At 44.4% G+C, this 18,977-nt stretch carries 15 protein-coding genes; 4 read left to right on the forward strand and 11 right to left on the reverse strand.

Translation table 11 applies throughout. The features are described 5' to 3' along the window. Positions 1–147: 147 nt before the first annotated feature. From accA to E2491_RS17170, 6 genes are all read right to left on the reverse strand, one after another. On the reverse strand, positions 148–1,113 hold the full coding sequence (gene accA, locus E2491_RS17145) for an acetyl-CoA carboxylase carboxyl transferase subunit alpha (RefSeq protein WP_134376835.1): 966 nt from the start codon (positions 1,111–1,113) through the stop codon (positions 148–150). Next, complete coding sequence (accD, locus tag E2491_RS17150) at positions 1,107–1,967, reverse strand: acetyl-CoA carboxylase, carboxyltransferase subunit beta (protein ID WP_134376836.1); 861 nt, start codon at positions 1,965–1,967, stop codon at positions 1,107–1,109. Before accD ends, accA begins: the two co-directional genes overlap by 7 nt. Positions 1,968–1,991: 24 nt before the next feature. Then, positions 1,992–2,627: a FadR/GntR family transcriptional regulator gene (locus tag E2491_RS17155; RefSeq protein ID WP_134376837.1), complete on the reverse strand. Its 636-nt coding sequence runs from the start codon at positions 2,625–2,627 to the stop codon at positions 1,992–1,994. 7 nt (positions 2,628–2,634) lie between these two features. Next, positions 2,635–3,873 (reverse strand): NADP-dependent malic enzyme, encoded by a 1,239-nt coding sequence (gene ystJ / locus E2491_RS17160; protein WP_134376838.1) that lies wholly within the window; start codon positions 3,871–3,873, stop codon positions 2,635–2,637. Between the two features lie 189 nt (positions 3,874–4,062). Further along, positions 4,063–7,374 carry a DNA polymerase III subunit alpha gene (gene dnaE, locus E2491_RS17165; protein WP_134376839.1) on the reverse strand — a complete coding sequence of 1,104 codons (3,312 nt, stop codon included), beginning with the start codon at positions 7,372–7,374 and terminating at the stop codon, positions 4,063–4,065. A 16-nt stretch (positions 7,375–7,390) separates the two neighbouring features. After that, a complete protein-coding gene (locus tag E2491_RS17170) occupies positions 7,391–8,323 on the reverse strand; it encodes a DHH family phosphoesterase (RefSeq protein ID WP_134376840.1) in 933 nt (310 codons plus the stop codon). An 84-nt stretch (positions 8,324–8,407) separates the two neighbouring features. On the opposite strand from E2491_RS17170, the gene E2491_RS17175 reads away from it, so the two are divergent. Beyond that, positions 8,408–8,740 carry a YtpI family protein gene (locus tag E2491_RS17175; protein ID WP_134376841.1) on the forward strand — a complete coding sequence of 111 codons (333 nt, stop codon included), beginning with the start codon at positions 8,408–8,410 and terminating at the stop codon, positions 8,738–8,740. A 21-nt stretch (positions 8,741–8,761) separates the two neighbouring features. Here the strand turns inward: E2491_RS17175 and E2491_RS17180 are convergent, their stop codons facing one another. Together E2491_RS17180 and E2491_RS17185 are read right to left on the reverse strand one after the other, a co-directional pair. Beyond that, positions 8,762–10,072: a DRTGG domain-containing protein gene (locus E2491_RS17180; RefSeq protein ID WP_208528092.1), complete on the reverse strand. Its 1,311-nt coding sequence runs from the start codon at positions 10,070–10,072 to the stop codon at positions 8,762–8,764. Between the two features lie 455 nt (positions 10,073–10,527). Continuing rightward, positions 10,528–11,208 (reverse strand): metal-dependent hydrolase, encoded by a 681-nt coding sequence (locus E2491_RS17185; RefSeq protein ID WP_134376844.1) that lies wholly within the window; start codon positions 11,206–11,208, stop codon positions 10,528–10,530. Between the two features lie 139 nt (positions 11,209–11,347). On the opposite strand from E2491_RS17185, the gene E2491_RS17190 reads away from it, so the two are divergent. Then, a complete protein-coding gene (locus E2491_RS17190; protein ID WP_134376845.1) occupies positions 11,348–12,421 on the forward strand; it encodes a M24 family metallopeptidase in 1,074 nt (357 codons plus the stop codon). 436 nt (positions 12,422–12,857) lie between these two features. On the opposite strand, the gene ald is transcribed toward E2491_RS17190, so the two are convergent. Continuing rightward, a complete protein-coding gene (gene ald, locus E2491_RS17195) occupies positions 12,858–13,976 on the reverse strand; it encodes an alanine dehydrogenase (RefSeq protein WP_134376846.1) in 1,119 nt (372 codons plus the stop codon). A 228-nt stretch (positions 13,977–14,204) separates the two neighbouring features. Here ald and E2491_RS17200 point away from each other — a divergent pair, with 228 nt between their 5' ends. Both E2491_RS17200 and E2491_RS17205 read left to right on the forward strand, forming a co-directional pair. Further along, positions 14,205–15,515: a cytosine permease gene (locus E2491_RS17200; RefSeq protein ID WP_134376848.1), complete on the forward strand. Its 1,311-nt coding sequence runs from the start codon at positions 14,205–14,207 to the stop codon at positions 15,513–15,515. An 87-nt stretch (positions 15,516–15,602) separates the two neighbouring features. Beyond that, a complete protein-coding gene (locus E2491_RS17205; protein ID WP_134376850.1) occupies positions 15,603–16,085 on the forward strand; it encodes a universal stress protein in 483 nt (160 codons plus the stop codon). 37 nt (positions 16,086–16,122) lie between these two features. Here E2491_RS17205 and argH read toward each other — a convergent pair whose 3' ends face one another. Together argH and E2491_RS17215 are read right to left on the reverse strand one after the other, a co-directional pair. Next, positions 16,123–17,499, reverse strand: coding sequence for an argininosuccinate lyase (argH, locus tag E2491_RS17210; protein WP_134376852.1), 1,377 nt, complete (start codon positions 17,497–17,499; stop codon positions 16,123–16,125). Further along, entirely contained in the window at positions 17,496–18,710 is a 1,215-nt protein-coding gene (locus tag E2491_RS17215) for an argininosuccinate synthase (RefSeq protein WP_134376854.1), read from the reverse strand. Before E2491_RS17215 ends, argH begins: the two co-directional genes overlap by 4 nt. Positions 18,711–18,977 lie beyond the last annotated feature (267 nt).

Genomic DNA, 18,977 nt, shown 5'->3' on the forward strand with positions numbered 1-18,977 from the left:
ATGAAAACGCTTTATACGAAAGTATCCGTCACAATATTGTCACACCTCAGGAAAAGAAAAACAATCCTGGTGTTCAGCAGTATGCTCCTGGGATAAGTCCGGGTACATTCTAGCTGCTGCAGGATTGTTTCTTCTGCTTTCTATCTATTACACATTTGAGTATTCGTTAAACTTCCCGATCTCCTGAAATTTCTCGTAACGGTGCATCACAAGTGTTTCTTCATCCATCTGTGTCAGTTCCTTTAAGGATTGATACAGCACTGCATCGATGTATTCCGCCTGTGATTTAACGTCTTTATGAGCCCCGCCCTTCACTTCAGGGATGATCTCGTCTATGATACCCATTTCTTTCAGGTCAGGTGCCGTAATTTTCATTGATTCTGCCGCCTGCTTTGCAAGAGTTGAATCCTTCCAGAGAATTGAAGCCGCTCCTTCAGGGGAAATCACTGAATAAGTGGAGTTCTCAAGCATATGGACATGATTACCGATTCCAAGTGCCAGTGCACCACCGCTTCCGCCTTCTCCGATGACAATACAGACAACCGGTACGGTCAATCCTGCCATTTCGAAAAGGTTTCTTGCGATCGCTTCACTCTGCCCCCGCTCTTCCGCCGCTTTTCCAGGGTAAGCCCCTTTCGTGTCAATAAAGCAGATAATCGGACGTCCGAACTTTTCAGCCTGCTTCATCAGACGAAGTGCTTTCCGGTAACCTTCAGGGTGCGGCATACCGAAGTTACGAAGAATATTTTCTTTTGTGTCTTTACCACGCTGGTGTCCGATTACGGTTACAGGCTTACCCTTATAGTAAGCAATTCCGCCTACAATCGCCCGGTCATCACCGTATAAACGGTCTCCATGCATTTCCATAAACTGATCGAACAGCACCTCTATGTAATCGAGAGTTGATGGGCGCTCCGGATGACGTGCAATTTGAACACGGTCCCATGGCTTGATGGATGAATAAATATCTTCCTCCAGTTTCGCCAGGCGTTCTTCAAGACGCTCAATTTCAGAGGATAAATCAACGTCTGAGTCTGCTGTGAATGCCTTCAGTTCATTGATCTTTTCCTTCAGCTGTACCAGAGGCTTTTCAAATTCAAGTTCATTCACCACGCTTTAGCCCCCCGTTCATGCAGTGATAAAATCGTTGTCAGCTGCTGTTTCATATCGTTTCTCGGAATAACACGATCAAGCTGTCCATGCTCCAGCAGAAATTCAGACGTCTGGAAATCATCCGGCAGCTTCTCACGTACTGTCTGCTCGATCACACGTCTTCCGGCAAAGCCGATCAGTGCGCCCGGTTCTGCAAAGTTGTAATCTCCAAGTGAAGCAAAACTTGCCGACACTCCACCTGTTGTTGGATGCGTCATAACAGAGATAATCAGTCCGCCGGCATCACTGAACTTTTTAAGTGCCGTACTCGTTTTCGCCATCTGCATCAGGGATAATACGCCTTCCTGCATTCTGGCTCCACCACTTGCGGTGAAAATGATAAATGGAACCTGCTGCTGTTCTGCCAGTTTGACAGCTGCGGCAATTTTTTCACCTACTACTGAACCCATACTTCCCATACGGAAGTTTGAATCCATGATAGTCAGTACTGCTTTATGGCCTTCAATCGTGCAGGATCCTGTCACAACCGCTTCATTCAATCCCGTCTTCACACGGTCTTTTTCAACCTTCTCCTCATAATCAGGGAATGAAAGTGGATTTCCCGAAGTTAATTCACGGTTTATTTCTTTGAAGGAACCTTCATCTGCCAGGCTGCTGATCCGCTCCTGTGCGTTCATTGGATGATGATAGCCGCAACCCGGGCATACTTTAAGGTTTTTATGAATTTCTTTTGTATAGACAATCTTTTTACATTTAGGACATTTCGTCAGAATTCCTTCCGGCACGTCATTTTTGGCGTTTTCAGATGGAATTGTTGCATACTTTTTCTTTTTGGCAAAAATATCTTTCAGCAACGTAGCATCCTCCCCAATCTGGATTTAACGGACAGTCTGTTTCTTAACCAGACTGCATAATAGGCTCAGCGCCTCTTCAGGCGTGCCTGACATTAGATAATTTTGTAAGTGTTGAAGATCTTCGGCTGTAAGCTTTTCAGAATCGTACTGAAGCTGGTAAAAGTCATTAAGCACCAGCCAGATTTTAAATGCCAGCTGATTGCCTGCACCATTCACCAGCTCTGCTTTAAGCTGGGAAGCATGCTGAATGGATCCCTGATCGAACTTTCTAAATATCTGTTCGAACAAATGATTTTTTTTCTCATCAGAGAGCTGAAAAAGCTGATAGAGACTTTGTTCTTCAATCCAGCGTTTAACCTCAGCAACATCTTCTTCAGCACGACCGCTCTGTAGAATAAACATGCCGAGCAGATCCACAAGATGGTGGTCACGGAAATCCCGAAGGAACGTCCCTTCTCCATGCCGGGTCTCGATCAGGCCAAGCAGTTCAAGTGCACGTAAAGCCTCCCTGACTGATGACCTTCCCACATTAAGCCGGTCAGATAATTCACGTTCTGACGGCAGACGATCCCCAGCCGTTAAACGGTCCTGCTGAATGATACTCTTAAGCTGATGAACAACAGAGATAAATACTTTTTTCTGCGGTTTTGACTGATTCAAACTATTCTCACTCACTCTTTCCAATTAACGAAAGCCGCGCCGTCTTTTCCCGAATTTCTTCAGGATCAACCTTTATACGCGCTACACCCGTTTCCATCGCTGCTCTGGCTACACTTGCCGCAACGGCAGGTGCCACACGCGGATCAAACGGTGCAGGAATTACGTAATCCTCATTCAGCTGATCCTCTGAAATGAGGGAAGCAATCGCTTCAACGGCTGCAATTTTCATTTTTTCATTAATATGTGTAGCACGAACATCTAATGCCCCACGGAAAATTCCCGGGAATGCAAGTACATTGTTAACCTGGTTTGGAAAATCAGAGCGGCCGGTACCAACTACCCGTGCGCCTGCAGATTTAGCCAATGCCGGCATGATTTCAGGAACCGGATTTGCCATTGCAAACAAAATGGCATCATCATTCATTTCTGACACCATTTCCTCAGTCAGAGCTCCCGCAACAGATACACCAATGAATACATCAGCGCCTTTGATTACATCACCAAGGGAACCATCAAGCTTCTCACGGTTTGTAATTTTAGCGACGTTATGCTTAACTTCGTTCATTCCATAAGGACGACCTTCATAGATAGCACCTTTTGAATCGCACATAATAATGTCACGGACACCATAGCTGTACAAAAGTTTAATAATCGCAATCCCGGCTGCGCCGGCACCGTTCATGACAACTTTAATTGACGAAAATTCTCTTCCCGTAATTTTCAGCGCATTCACAAGTCCTGCAACGGTAACGATCGCTGTGCCGTGCTGATCATCATGGAAAATCGGGATATTCGTTTCTTTTTTCAGACGCTCCTCAATCTCAAAGCAGCGTGGAGCAGCTATATCTTCAAGGTTCACTCCCCCGAAAGTTGGCTCCATCAGTTTAACGGTTTCAACGATTTTATCAATCTCTGTTGTATTCAGACAGATCGGGAATGCGTCGACTCCTGCAAAACTTTTAAATAAAACCGCTTTCCCTTCCATTACCGGCAAAGAGGCTTCAGGACCAATGTTCCCAAGACCAAGTACAGCAGTGCCGTCAGAAACAACCGCCACCATATTGCCTTTCATCGTATAATCGTAGACGGTTTCCGGTTTGTCGTAAATTTCCTTGCAGGGCTCAGCTACTCCCGGGGAATACGCAAGACTTAGTTCTTCTGCATTCCGAACGAGTACTTTTGATTTAGATTCTAGTTTTCCCTGATTAATTCTGTGCATATGCAGTGCTTCATCTCTTAAAGACAACGGTTTTCACTCCTAAATTTTGCTGTGCTAAATGGAATTGTGCTGAATGTATAAAGGAAACGGATCAGCAGCAATGGCTTTAACAAAGATTAATATTCATAACTCCAAAAAGTTAACCTGTATTTTACAATTGGTCTGACCACATAAAACTCTTTCTAACTATATCAAATATAGAGAATGTATTGCAATTCATTGGATAACAACATGACGGCTGCCGAGTAACTTTTTAAATTCCGCGATACTGTCAGCGTCAGCACTGATTCCGTTATGGCCCTGGAGAATCGTTTTCTCACCCGTTTCTTCAATAAATATAACAGCCTTCTGATTACCCCTGTACCTTTTGCTGAGCGCCAGTATTTCAAGCTTAATCTGTTCGCGGTCAGCACCTGCAGGAATACGCAGATAAACGGTTTTCTGTTCTGCGATCTCCCTGAACTGCTCAGCGGGAAGTGCCTGCTGTAAGATCAGCTGCAGCTTTCCATCACGGTCTTCAATCTTTGCTTTTACAACGAGCAGCTGCCCTTTTTGTAAGACAGCAGAATATTTTCTGAAGGCTTCGGGAAATGCAACAGCATCAACGTCACCTGTCTCATCTCCCAGTAAAGCAAAACACATATTTTCTCCCTTTTTCGTACGAATCACCCTGACGGAAGAGACAAGCACTCCAACCGTCACAGTCTTCTGCCCTGCTTTTAATTCAGAAATGGAAACTGTACTCATCTTCTTCAGACTGTCCTGATAAGCGGATAACGGATGTGCAGATAAATAAATGCCCAGGACCTCTTTTTCAAAAGTGAGCTTCTCAATCGCAGGCATAGGTGAAGCCTGAATATGCTTCGGACGGATGTCAAGATCTTCAAACAGACTGTCTCCATCTGAGCGCACAAGGGACGCGTGCTCAATCGCCACATCGATGGTGGCAAGTAAAACGGAGCGATCTTTTCCGAATTCATCCAACGCACCGGACAGCACGAGTGATTCAAGAAACTTTCTATTTAAATATTTGGCTGGCATTCTTGCACAGAAATCAAAAAGATCAATAAATCGTTTTTCCTTCCGTACTTCAATGATTTCTGCAGCAGCAGCGGAACTGATTCCCTTGATGGCGCTCAGACTGAATAAAATACTGTTTCCCGAACATTTAAAATATCGCATGCTGTGATTGATAGACGGTGGTTGTATGAGAATATTTAACCGTTTGGACTCACGGATATAAATTGCAAGTTTATCTTCATTCCCTGTAGACGTCGTCATCAGGGCAGCCATAAATTCGGCCGGATAATTGGCTTTCAGGTAGGCAAGCTGATAGGCAATAATACTGTATGCCACAGCATGACTCCGGTTGAATCCGTAGTCAGCAAAACGGACTATTAAATCGTACAGCTCATTTGCTGTTTTTGCTGTATAGCCTTTTTTAACAGAGCCTTCCACAAAACGGCTCCGTTCACGATCAAGATCTTCTTTTTTCTTTTTGCTGACCGCCCTTCTGAGCATATCTGCCTGACCGAGTGAAAAACCTGCAAAAACGGCTGCAATCCTCATAATCTGCTCCTGATACACAATAATACCGAACGTAGGTTTTAAGATTGGCACCAGGTCTTCGTGGAGATAAACCGTCTCTTCCTGCTTATACTTTCTGCGGATATACTGAGGGATAAATTCCATCGGTCCGGGACGGTTTAAGGCATTTACGGCCACTAGATCCTCAAATTCCGTCGGCTTTAAAGCAGTCAAAACCTTCTGCATCGCCTCTGTTTCAAATTGAAAAACGCCGCTGGTCCACCCTTTTCCCAAAAGCTCGAAGGTTTTACTGTCATCAAATGGAACTCGATCAAGTGTAAAGCCGGGGTTAGCTTTCTTAATGGATTGAATAACCCGCTCAAGTATCGTCAGGTTTCTCAGTCCAAGAAAGTCCATTTTCAAAAGGCCGATTTCCTCTAATATTCCCATCGGCCACTGAGTGAGATGAGCGTAATCGGTTCCCTTTTGAAGCGGCACGATTTCAGCAAGTGGCAGCCCGCTGATGATGACACCTGCCGCATGCGTGGACGTATGCCGGGGAAGACCCTCAAGATTTTTGGCGGTTTCAAACCATTTCATGTAACGTGCTGACTGATTCACAAATCTTCTGAGCGGCTCCGATTCAGCAAAAGCCTGATCGAGTTTAATACCCGGTTTTGACGGAATGGATCTTGAGATTACTTCCATCTCACCTGTAGACATTCCGAATACCCTTGCTGTATCACGTGCTGCGGCTTTTGCTGAAAGAGTGCCAAACGTCACAATCTGCGCGACATGTCTGATCCCGTATTTCTCTGCGGTATACTGAATCACTTCATCCCTCCTGTGGTCAGGAAAGTCAATATCAATATCCGGGAGAGTAATCCGTTCAGGATTTAAAAACCGTTCAAACAACAGCCCATGCTCAATCGGATCTACATGGGTGATGTACAGTGCATAAGCGACAAGTGAGCCCGCAGCCGAGCCCCGCCCTGGTCCGGTCAGGATCTGATTGTCTCTTGCAAACTTCATAAAATCCCAGACAATCAGGAAATAATCATTAAACCCCATCCGTTCAATTGTCTGCAGTTCGTATTCAAGCCTTTTACGGTAAACGTCAGAAAAACCGGGCACTCGTTTCCCGAGGCCGGTTTTACATAAATGCGACAGCACCTCACCGGATGACACATCATCAGGTAACGGATAGACAGGTAAATGAGAACCTTCCAGATCAATTTCAAAGTGGCACCGCGCTGCAATGTTCAGTGTCTGCTCCAGCGCTTCAGGATAATCTCCAAGCTCGCTGACTGCCTGCTCTGCTGACCGGAACGAATAATCCGACTGGATCGAAACATCATCGAGCAGTAAGCCGTCCCGAAGAGCGAACAACGCTTCAAGGGAGGTCTTCTCTTCATTTGACAGGCTCCGCGCTTCTGCTGCAGCAGCTAAGGGGATATTCGTCTTTTCCGAAAGATCTGCCATTTTTATTTTCGATTCAGCTGATGCCTGTGCCTGCAGACTGAGATAAAAATGTTGTTCGCCAAATAGTTCACTGTAAAAGACCGATCGTTCCATCGCTTTTTCCAGGTTTCCGGTTTCAAGATAATGTTCTATTTCCCCTTCTGTTCCAGGTGTAAGTGCAATCAGTCCTGAGCGATAGGACTTCAGCCATTTAATTGGGAGACCCTGATCGGATGCCGTCTGTATGGCACTGGAAATCTTAATTAAATTGCGGAAGCCCTCCTGATTTTCAGCAAGCAAAACGAGTGGAAATGTCTGGCCATCCTCTGTCTGTATGTCTGCTGTTAATCCGGCAATCGGTTTAATGCCTTCTTTTTTGCACGCTTTATAGAAAGGAACCATGCCATACATTGCATTATGATCCGTCAGCGCGACAGCAGACATCCGCTGTTCCTTTACCCGCCTGATCAGCTCCGGAATGGTAATGGTGCTGCTGAGGAGGCTGTATGAACTTAAAACCTGTAAATGAACAAATGACATCGTTCCTCACCTCTTTTTAGTTACGGCAAAGTGTTTCCAGCTTTTCGATAATGATATCAGCATCAGACCATTCCTGAATGGAAGCACCTGCTGCGAGCGGATGACCACCGCCGTTATATTCCTTCGCCAGTTCATTGACGACAGGTTTTTTCGAGCGAAGGCGTACGCGAATTTCCTTATCCTCTTCGATAAAAAACACCCATGCTTTAATACCTTTTACACTGCCTAATGTACTGACAAGTAATGATGCCTCGGAAGGGAGTGCACCAAATTCCGAGAGCTTCTCCTTTGTTAACTTTAAATAGGCTGCACCGTTTTCGGACATCTCAAAGTTTTGAAGGACATATCCCTGAAGCTTCAAAACATGCGCATCCATTTCATATAAATCGTTATAAAGGGCTGTACGGTCAAAGTTATACTTAATTAATTCCCCTGCATAATCAAACGTTTTCTGTGTCGCACTCGGGAAAAGAAAACGCCCTGTATCTCCTACGATGCCTCCATAAATGAGCCTGGCTGCTTCATCACTCATTTTCAGTTCACCATCAGCTGATAAATATAATTCATAAATCATCTCACTAGCTGAACTTGCAGAAGTATCGACCCAAAGGAGATCACCGTATGGATCCTCATTAGGATGGTGATCAATTTTAATTACTTTGGCACCTTTCAGATAACGCTGATCGTCAATTCTCTCCGTATTGGCCGTGTCACAGACAATGATGAGCGCACCTTCAAATGTTTCATCCTTAATCTCATCAAGCTCTGCCAGAAAATTCAGTGTTGGCTCCGGTTGTCCTGCAAGATACACTTTTTTTTCCGGAAATGTTTCACGGATAATGGCTCCGAGGCCTGCCTGTGATCCATATGCATCCGGGTCTGGACGGACGTGACGATGTAAAATAATTGTTTCATATTGTTTAATCAAATTAATAATTTCCTGTTTCATTTATATGCTCCTTTACATCCAACAGTGGAATTTATTGTTCACTCCCGCTACAATAAAAGGTAGTTTATTGATGGAGGAATTTGAATGCCTATTTTTGTTTTCCTGATTATTATGTCAGCTGTTGCCTATCTTTATTTTAAAACCAAACAGATCCGCACTCCGCGCCCTGTTGAAAAAATGTGGCATAAAAGCCGGGCCGGTATGGCTCTGGGAGTTGGAATGGGATTAGTCGGATTAAATACATTGTTTCTTTTTAATTTCGAACTGGCTTCTGACCTGATCTTCACTTACATTATTGCATTGCTATTCATGGTGATCGGTTTTACGAGTGCCGTTGCCCGCTTTAAAGCTTACAAACATTATACGCCTCTGTTAGCCCAGGAAGAAAAAGATTGGGCTGAATTTGAGAAAAAGTAAAACCGGCTGACCGCCGGTTTTTTACTTTTCAAGAAGCTGACACATCATCATCGCTTTTCCTACAAGATTCCCTTCACTGAATACTTCCACGTCCACCTTCCCGAACTTGCGGCCGACATCAAGCAGCCTTGGCACAATTTCAATCATGCTCTCCATTTGGACCGGTTTGATGAAGTATATGGTCATATTTTCAACAACGAGATCACTGCGCTTATATTCTTTTAAAAGCTGGTTGGCTGATTCAGTCACAAGTGTTGTAAATACACCGTACGAAATCGCCCCTAAATGATTCGTCATCTGTGGCGTAACCTGGAAGGTTTGACGCTTTTGCTCATTTTTTTCAATTTTGACTTCCTTTAAAATTAAATCGTCAATCGTTTCACCAATTTGAGGCTGACGCTGAATCATCTGCATCGCCTTCAGTACATCCTGACGGCTGATGACACCCTGAAGCTGATTTGTCTCATTCACAACCGGGAGCAATTCAATCCCTTCCCAGATCATAACGTGAGCAGCTGAAGCCACGCTTGTCTTCATGCTGACAGTAAGTGGATGCCGGGTCATTACTTTATCAATGAATTCGTCTTTTTTACGACCCAGTATATCTTTCGATGTTACCATGCCAAGTACCTTCATTGAATTTGGATCAACAACAGGGAATCGGCTGTGCTTCGTTTCAGTGTTCAGTTCCCCCCACTGCTTCACTGTTGATTTAGATGTGAGGTAGTAGGACTTTTCAACAGGAATTAAAATATCGCCGACAAGGACAATTTCTTTTTTGATCAGCTGATCATAAATCGCCCGGTTGATCATCGCCGCCACGGTAAACGTATCATAGCTCGTTGAAATAACCGGAAGCTCAAGCTCATCTGCAAGCTTCTTGATCGATTCCTCTGCATCAAAACCTCCGGTAATCAAAACAGCTGCACCTGCATTCAGCGCATACTCATGTGCTTTTGTACGGTTTCCGACAATCAGCAGGTTTCCGGCTTCCGTATAACGCATCATCGCTTCAAGCTTCATAGCGCCAATTACAAATTTATTTAATGTTTTATGTAGTCCGGTTCTTCCACCCACAACATGCCCATCTACAATATTAACGACTTCGGCATAGGTGAGACGTTCAATATTTTCGCGTTCCTTTTTTTCAATCCGGATCGTTCCCACACGCTCAATCGTGCTGACCAGCCCTTTGTTTTCCGCCTCTTTAATGGCACGGTAAGCCGTCCCTTCACTGACGGTCATATCTTTCGCGATCTGCCGGACGGATATTTTATTTCCAACCGGAAGCGAATGAATATGAAGCAGGATTTGTTCATGTTTAGTTGCCACGGGCTTCGTCCTCTCTTTCCATACGGTCATTTGTTCGTCTTTTTATTATAACCGTTTATCGGAAGAAGGTTCAATGTGAATGTTGAGAACCGGTTCGGATTCCCCCTTCGCTTTCCACGGCCGCGCGGTGAGCCAGCTATTGCTCCGCAATACGCTGTCTCACCTGTCGCTTCTCTGCCGTAGGAGTCTTCGGGGGAATCCGACCCTATAATATTTATAACATTTAATCTACTTTTCAAAGTTACGTGCAATCATTAACCCTTCCAAGTTATATGGGGAAATCTATTTTAAATCCTATAAACATAGATATTCGAATATAATGCCATTAAAATTAATTGATTTCAAAATTAACAACATAAATCCCAACTTACTCTTTAGTCTCTATTAAGCCAGTCTTTATATCAAAGAACATTTAAAAAGACCCCCAGTGAATGGAAGTCTTTTGGTTGTAATTTTTATAGTTCGATTGAGTCTCCGGCATGCATGACTTTGCCTTGTCCTTCTTTGAGGGATGCGGCAAATTTGTCCGGGTCCTGTTTAATTGGCGGGAATGTGTTGAAGTGGATCGGGACGACTGTTTTAGCCTGAAGCAATTCTGCTGCGTAGGCTGCATCCTCAGGTCCCATTGTAAAATTATCGCCGATCGGCAGGAATGCCAGGTCAATCGGATGACGGTCACCGATCAGTTTCATATCACTGAATAAAGCTGTGTCACCGGCATGGTAAACCGTTTTACCTTCTGCCATTACGAGAACGCCTGCAGGCATACCTGTGTAAACGACATTACCATTTTCCTCTGTAAAGGACGAACCATGGAAAGCCTGAGTAAACTTTACCTTACCAAATTCGAACTGATAAGCACCGCCAATATGCATCGGGTGTGCTTTAACACCTTGTGATTCCATATAGTTTGCCAGTTCGAAGGGTGCGATAACAAGGGAATCGTTTCTTTTCGCGATTTCAACTGTATCCCCTACGTGGTCGTTATGCCCATGGGTCAGAATAATGAAATCCGGCGTTTCATCTGATGCTGTGAGATCCGTCAATTCATTCCCACTGATAAATGGATCAATTAAAATCTTTTTTCCGTTCGTTTCGATCTTTACAACTGAATGTCCATGATAGGATATGTGCACGTCTGATTCCTCCCGGATAAGTATTTTACACCATTTCATGATACCCTATTCTGTTTTCCGAGAAACGTCTGAATGCGTTTACTTCTTTTTGGAATCGTGCTAATTTGATAAATAGATAAACAGAAAGGATCGTGCAGCTTTGTATAAAAAAATTCAGGACTATTTAAAAGAACATAAAATCGGAGCGGCTTTTCTAACCTCCACTGAAAATGTAGCTTATACGACGGGATTCAGAAGCAATCCGCACGAAAGGTGGCTGGCTGTCTATGTCCCTTCATCCGGTGAACCTGTTTTAGTCTGTCCCGGAATGGAGACAGAAGATGTACGCAAGGCTGGATGGGAAGGTCAGATCATTGGTTACAGTGATACTGAAAACCCTCTGGTTATGCTGTATGAAGTAACAGGTGCACCTGAAAGTATTGCGATTGAAAAAAATCATCTGACCGTTGAAAGACTTGAAGCTATCCGGACTGTATTTGGAGATGGGGAGATTCTCGATGCATCCAGCCTGCTGAATTCTATGCGCGTAATTAAATCCGAACAGGAAATCCAGTATTTGCGTGAGGCGGCCAGACTAGCCGACTTCGCAATTGAAACAGCCTGCCGGGAGCTCGCTGAAGGAAAAACAGAGCTTGAAATCCTCGCAACTATTGAATTCGAGCTGAAGAAAAAAGGCATCACAGAGATGTCCTTTTCAACCATGGTGTTAACCGGAGCAAACGCTTCATCTCCACATGGCACACCTGGTCTGACGAAAGTTCAGCGGGGAGACCTTGTCCTCTTTGACCTCGGTGTCGTGTACAGAGGCTATTGCTCTGACATCACCAGAACCGTTGCGTTCGGTGAAATCAGCGATAAACAAAAAGAAATTTATGATACTGTATTGAAGGCAGAGATGACGGCGCTTGAAATGGTTAAGCCAGGCGTTGCGGTAAAAGAGCTTGATCTTGCAGCGCGTAAAGTAATTCAAGAAGCAGGTTACGGAGATTATTTCCCACACCGCCTTGGTCACGGTTTAGGCTTAAACGTGCATGAATATCCGTCCATCACATCAGAAAACGACCTGGTTCTTGAAGAAGGCATGACCTTTACCATTGAGCCGGGCATCTATGTTCCCGGCATAGCCGGCGTCAGGATTGAAGATGACGTACTCGTAACAAAAGACGGTTATGAAACGCTGACTAAATTCCCGAAAACATTACAGGTCTTTTAAACAAAACAAGCTGCCTTTATCGTGAAGGCAGCTTGTTTTATTGATGTGAAGAGGAAGTGACGACTAAATAAAGTTTGTCCCACACAAGCAAATTGACACGATCCTGCGAAAGTCTCGCAAAATCTTGTGAAACAGAGGCAAAATCCCATGAACCTCACCGTATATTTTGCGAAACAGACCGCTTTTTTTGCGAACCTTCCACAAAATCTTATGAACCTCATCCATTTGGATGAAAGGATTCGTTATAAATTTTTTATAAAAATCATTAGGGTCGAACTCATCCGAAGACTCCTGCGGCAGTGAAGCGACAGGTGAGACAGATGTGCGCAGCACAGCTGGCTCACCGCGCGGCCGCGGAAAGCGTAGGATGAGTTCGGCCCGGCTTTGAAATAAAAAACCGGCACCCACGCCAAAGCGCAGATCCCGGTAAATAAAATTAAGGAGTCAGCAAATCACGAACATTCGCATATTCAAGGCCGTGCGCTTCCGCAACAGCATTGTACGTTACAAAACCTTCAAGACAGTTGATCCCCATCATCAGCGCTTCGTTATCAAGGCACGCCTGCTTATATCCTTTATTCGCAATCTGGATGCCAAACGGAACCGTCACGTTTGTCAGCGCAATCGTTGACGTACGCGGAACCGCACCAGGCATGTTCGCTACCGCATAGTGCACAACGTCATGCTTCGTATAGGTCGGATTATCGTGCGTTGTAATTTTATCAGTCGTTTCAAAGATTCCACCCTGGTCAATTGCAATATCAACAACAACTGCCCCCGGCTTCATCGCTTTAATCATGTCTTCTGTGACTAATTTAGGTGCTTTGGCACCCGGAATTAATACAGCACCTACAACAAGATCTGCCTGCGCGACACTTTCAGCAATATTCAGCGGATTGGACATAAGCGTGGTTACGTCATTACCGAACAGATCATCAAGCTGGCGCAGTCTTTCAGGGTTGAGGTCAAGAATGGTTACATCCGCGCCGAGGCCTACTGCCATTTTAGCTGCGTTTGTACCGGCAACACCTCCGCCGATAACCGTTACTTTACCACGTGCAACGCCTGGAACTCCTGCTAGAAGGATGCCCATTCCGCCGTGGATTTTTTCAAGGAACTGCGCACCGATTTGAGTGGCCATTCTTCCTGCAACCTCACTCATTGGCGTTAACAGCGGCAGAGATCCATTAGGGAGCTGAACAGTTTCATACGCAATCGCAACCACTTTATTATCAATGAGTGCTTTAGTCAGTTCCGGCTCAGGTGCTAAATGTAAGTATGTAAAAAGAATTAATCCTTCACGGAAATATCCGTATTCACTCGCAATCGGTTCTTTCACTTTCATGACCATGTCACATGCCCATGCTTCTGATGCACTTGAGGCAATAGAAGCTCCTGCTGCTGTATAATCCTCATTTGTAAAACCGGATCCCAGTCCCGCTCCATCTTCAATCAGTACTTCGTGTCCCTGATTAACGAAGTTGTACACGCCTGATGGAGTGATGGCAACTCGGTTTTCATTGTTTTTAATTTCCATTGGAATACCAATACGCATGATTGTTCCTCCTTCATTTCTCTGTATAAAATTGTGTGAAAAGCCCGTATTAATCAGGCTGTAAATGTCCAGTTCCATTTTAACAAATCCGCAATCCCTTGTCGTTACTTATTTCACGCTTCTGAATTAACAAATTATTCGCACTTTTTGATGGCGTTTTCGTACTTCCTTTAGTGTGTTAAACTAACTATTGTTTAGACAAGCTAATTAAATTTAACGGAGATTCTTATGCAAAAAACAAATGCAGTTCGAAAAATACAAATCGAAAAGATCGGGTTAGATGAAGTCCCTTCTTCACTGAAGCAGACCCGCTGGTATGAGTACGCGTTTATCCAGATCGCTTTTTCGGTCAATACAGGGAATGTCCTTGTGCCTGCACTGGCTGTTTTGACTGGAGGACTGTCAGCCGGATGGGCAATGGCTTCCACCATGTCCGGAGCATTGCTTGCTTTTTTACTCGTTTCTCTACTCTCTTTACCTGGAGCCCGCCACGGACTTCCCGCTCAGTACGTCATCCGCACGATGATTGGTACTCGACTGTCCAGGTACTTTGCTTCTCCAGTCCGTTCGATCACCTCTCTTTACTGGTTCAGTGTCCAGACCATCGGCGGTTCAATGGTGATTCAGTTTATTTTGAGGGAGTATTTTAACATTAGCGTTCCTTTACTGTTACTGACATCCCTCTTTTCAATTATGATGACGGTCCTTGCACTGATCGGGTTTGACGCTGTTAAAAAAACGATTAAATGGTTTATCCCTGTACTTTTTTTGAGTCAGGGGCTGATGATTTATTTAATTATCCGCTATATGACTTCCGCCGATGCGATTAACATGAACACCGGTGAGTTTTCATCCGGTATGTTTTTATTTTTCGCAGGACTTGCCTTTGTTCAGTATGTTTCAGGAGTCAGTGCATCATCGGATATTACCCGTTACGCTAAAAGCCCAGGCGAAGGGTTTACAGGCGTCTTCATTGGAAATGCGGTTGGCTTTACAGTTGTTGCACTGATCGGGACGCTTTATGCCGCATCACTCGGTTCTGTGAATCCGTTTGTAACAGCAAGTGAATTAACGGACTCCACCCTACTGATTCTTTTGATTGCAGCCGGCGCCGTTATTTCCATGATCTCCATTAATCTCAGTAATGCATACACGGGAGGTTACAGTCTGCTGAATGCTTTTCCGAGAATTGGACGGGTCAATAGTGCGATGTTGTTCGGCATAGCGGCTACGCTGCTGAGCCTTTTTCCAGTCATTGTAGAACAGGCAGAATTTTATATTTCACTGTTAGGGGCAGCCATTATTCCGCTGTCAGCAATTATTGTTACGGACTATTTGTTTTTTAAACGTCTGGCTATTCAGGAAGATGACTTACTGAAACTGATGACAGGAACATCACTGGCCAATACACCTGCATTATTGACCGTGATCATATGTATTCCACTTTATCTCTTGATCCCTGATCAGGCATCACCCGGTTTCACGGTATTTCTCGCAGCCTCTCTTTTATATGCAGGACTTAAATCACGAAAAACATAAAAAGTCACAAAATGTCTGTAATTTCAAAAAAATAAGCAGGAATTTTGTCGCTCTCCGGGGTAATATATAACTAAGGAGGCGATAACAATGACATTAAGCTATGATCACATTCTCGTTGCAGTTGATGGCTCTAAGGAAGCTGAGTGGGCGTTTAAAAAATCAATCGGGATTGCCAAACGTAACAATGCAACACTGAATTTGCTTCACGTCATTGACACACGTTCTTTCGCCGTTGTTGAGGCGTATGACAGAAGTGTGGCAAAACGCGCAGAATCTTTTGCAGAGGAAATGCTCGAAGATTACAAGAAAGAAGCGTTAAACAAAGGTGTTAACAAGGTTAATATTTTTGTAGAGTACGGATCTCCGAAAGTGCTTGTGCCAAAAGAGTTCGCCCAGAAAGTCGAAGCTGATCTGATTATTTGCGGTGCCACAGGATTAAATGCCATGGAACGTTTCCTGATAGGAAGTATTTCTGAGCATATTGTCCGTGCTGCAAAATGCGATGTGCTGGTTGTCCGGACGGATGAACCTCCTGAAAAAGAAGAACACACCGAAGAATACAACATTTAAAAATAACAGAGGGACAGGCGCGATGCCTGTCCCATTTTTATGCTTCCAGTATGATTTTTGCTTTTTCAATCTGGTTTCGCACCTGGCTGAATCCTGTGCCACCCTCAGACTCTCTTCTTTTCACTGCTTCAGAAGGTTCCAGTACGTTAAATACCTCCTCATCAATGAGTGAAGAGGCCTCCTGCATTTCTTTCAATGAAAGGTCCTTCAAATAAATATTCTGCTGAATACACGTAAGCACGAGCTTTCCAACGACTTCATGCGCTTCCCGGAATGGAAGCCCCTTTGCTGCGAGATAATCAGCAAGCTCTGTCGCGTTTGAGAAATCCTCGTTGACCGCCTGACTCAGTCTTTCCGTCTTGACCTTCATCGTATCGATCATGCCGGCAAATATTTTTAAGGATCCCATTAGTGTGTGAACCGTATCGAACATGCCTTCCTTGTCTTCCTGCATATCTTTATTGTAGGCAAGCGGTAGCCCCTTAAGCACAGTCAGAAGTGAGAACAGGTTTCCAAACACTCTGCCTGTTTTCCCACGTACAAGCTCCGCCATATCAGGATTCTTCTTTTGAGGCATAATACTGCTTCCGGTAGAAAAAGCGTCCGCCATTTCGATAAACTGAAATTCCTGACTGGACCAGATAATCATTTCCTCTGCAAAACGGGATAAGTGCATAATCGTCATCGATGCATTGGATAAAAATTCGATAATAAAATCGCGGTCACTGACTGCATCCATACTGTTTTCATAGATCGAAGAAAATCCAAGCAGTTCTGCTGAACGCTGACGGTTAATCGGAAAGGTTGTCCCGGCAAGTGCTCCTGCACCAAGTGGTGATAGATCAATACGCTTCATCGAATCGGCAAATCGTCCGTAGTCGCGCTCAAGCATCCAGAAATAAGCCATCAGGTGGTGGGCAAATGAAACCGGCTGGGCCCGCTGCAAATGCGTGTATCCCGGCGCAATGGTTTCAACATGCTCACCTGCCTGCTTTAAAATCGCAGACTGTACGGAGCGGATCAGCTCCTGAATTTCAAGTACGCGACGCTTCAAATACAGGTGCATATCAGTGGCAACCTGATCATTCCGGCTTCGTCCTGTATGCAGCTTTCCACCAACCTGTCCGATTTCCTGAATCAGAAAGTGCTCAAGGTTTAAATGAATGTCTTCATTTTGTACCGAGAACGGCAGCTTTCCTTCGGCTGCCTTTTCTTTCAATACAGACAGTCCATGTAAAATTTCATTTGTTTCTTCTGTCGTTAAAATTCCGCATTCCCCAAGCATCGTAACGTGGGCCACCGAACCTTCCAAATCCTCCATGACAAGCTGCTGGTCAAATCCGATGGAAGCATTAAATTCGTCTACCCATTCTTCAGGGGATTGAGAAAAGCGGCCTCCCCATAATTTACTCATAAGCTCTTCACACTTTTGCTTTCTTTTTGAACCATGGAGTGAACCTTTGTCGGAAGTCCCCACAGCTTAATGAATCCAACAGCAGCTGAGTGATCGAACTCATCATCTGATGTATAAGTCGCAAGCTTCTCGTTGTATAGGGAATTTGGTGACGTTCTTCCCTCCACAATGGCATGTCCTTTGAACAGCTTCACTCTTACAACGCCGTTTACATACTGCTGCGTTTCTTCAAGGAACGCCTTCAATGCATCTGTTAACGGGGAGAACCAAAGTCCTTCATAAATGATTTCAGTCAGCTTTTTCTCAATGACCGGCTTGAAATGAGCCATCTCTTTTACAAGCGTTAAATCTTCAAGCTCTTTATGCGCCTTCATCAATGTGATCGCACCCGGACACTCGTATACTTCTCTTGATTTAATCCCTACGAGTCTGTTTTCCACATGGTCAATTCTTCCGACTCCATGCTTACCAGCAACCTCATTGAGCTTCAGGATCATATCAGCCAGTGCCATCCCCTGACCGTTCAACGCAACCGGCACTCCGTTTTCAAATGTGATCTCAATCGTTTCCGGTGAGTTTGGTGTTGTTTCAAGGGATGCCGTCAGATCGTAAGATCCTTCAGGAGGCGCAGCCCATGGATCTTCTAAAATACCGCACTCATTACTTCTCCCCCAAAGATTCTGGTCAATGGAATACGGGCTGTCCAGATTGATCGGAATCGGGATATTGTGTTTTTTCGCATAGTCGATTTCTTCTTCTCTAGACCAGCCCCACTCACGAACCGGTGCAAGAACTTCCAATTCAGGATTCAGGCCGTTAATGGCAACTTCAAAACGTACCTGGTCGTTCCCTTTACCTGTACAACCATGCGCAACAGCTGATGCACCTGTTTTTTCAGCTACTTCAACAAGCTTTTTTGCAATCAGCGGTCTTGATAATGCTGAAACGAGTGGATATTTTCCTTCATACATCGTGTGTGCCTGAAGAGCAATCAATGCGAAGTCCTGTGCAAATTCATCTTTTGCATCAATGACATAGCTGTCAACGGCTCCAACCGTTAATGCTTTTTCTTTTACGAAATCGAGGTCTTTTCCTTCGCCTACGTCAAGGCAGCATGCGACTACGTCGTAGCCCTGATCCTTTAACCATTGAATTGCTACTGATGTGTCAAGTCCGCCTGAGTATGCAAGAACTACTTTTTTGTTTGACATGTATATCATCCTCTTTCGTATTTTTATTAATAATAATGTATATTTATTCTCTTTATGATGAATGTATCATATCAGCGTTTTTATGAAGATGCAATAGTTATTCATGAAAAAGATAGAAGTTTAATTTTTCTGAAAACAATTGAGTGGGGGATTTTACAAAGAGCCGGACCGCCCTCCCCCTGCGCTCGTATAGTATAGATAACCAGATTTTTCTCTGGTTCCTCTGTTATACATGTTTTATTTGTATAATGAAGGTGGATCAGATGG

Origin of the sequence: Jeotgalibacillus sp. R-1-5s-1, assembly GCF_004405105.1 — a bacterium.
Lineage (GTDB): Bacteria > Bacillota > Bacilli > Bacillales > Jeotgalibacillaceae > Jeotgalibacillus.

Bases quoted from the DNA above. Each gene is read 5' to 3' on its own strand.
- E2491_RS17205 (WP_134376850.1), top strand. From the start codon at position 15,603: ATGACATTAAGCTATGATCACATTCTCGTTGCAGTTGATGGCTCTAAG.
- ald (WP_134376846.1), bottom strand. From the start codon at position 13,976: ATGCGTATTGGTATTCCAATGGAAATTAAAAACAATGAAAACCGAGTT.
- E2491_RS17215 (WP_134376854.1), bottom strand. From the start codon at position 18,710: ATGTCAAACAAAAAAGTAGTTCTTGCATACTCAGGCGGACTTGACACA.
- E2491_RS17200 (WP_134376848.1), top strand. From the start codon at position 14,205: ATGCAAAAAACAAATGCAGTTCGAAAAATACAAATCGAAAAGATCGGG.
- E2491_RS17170 (WP_134376840.1), bottom strand. From the start codon at position 8,323: ATGAAACAGGAAATTATTAATTTGATTAAACAATATGAAACAATTATT.
- dnaE (WP_134376839.1), bottom strand. From the start codon at position 7,374: ATGTCATTTGTTCATTTACAGGTTTTAAGTTCATACAGCCTCCTCAGC.
- argH (WP_134376852.1), bottom strand. From the start codon at position 17,499: ATGAGTAAATTATGGGGAGGCCGCTTTTCTCAATCCCCTGAAGAATGG.
- E2491_RS17175 (WP_134376841.1), top strand. From the start codon at position 8,408: ATGCCTATTTTTGTTTTCCTGATTATTATGTCAGCTGTTGCCTATCTT.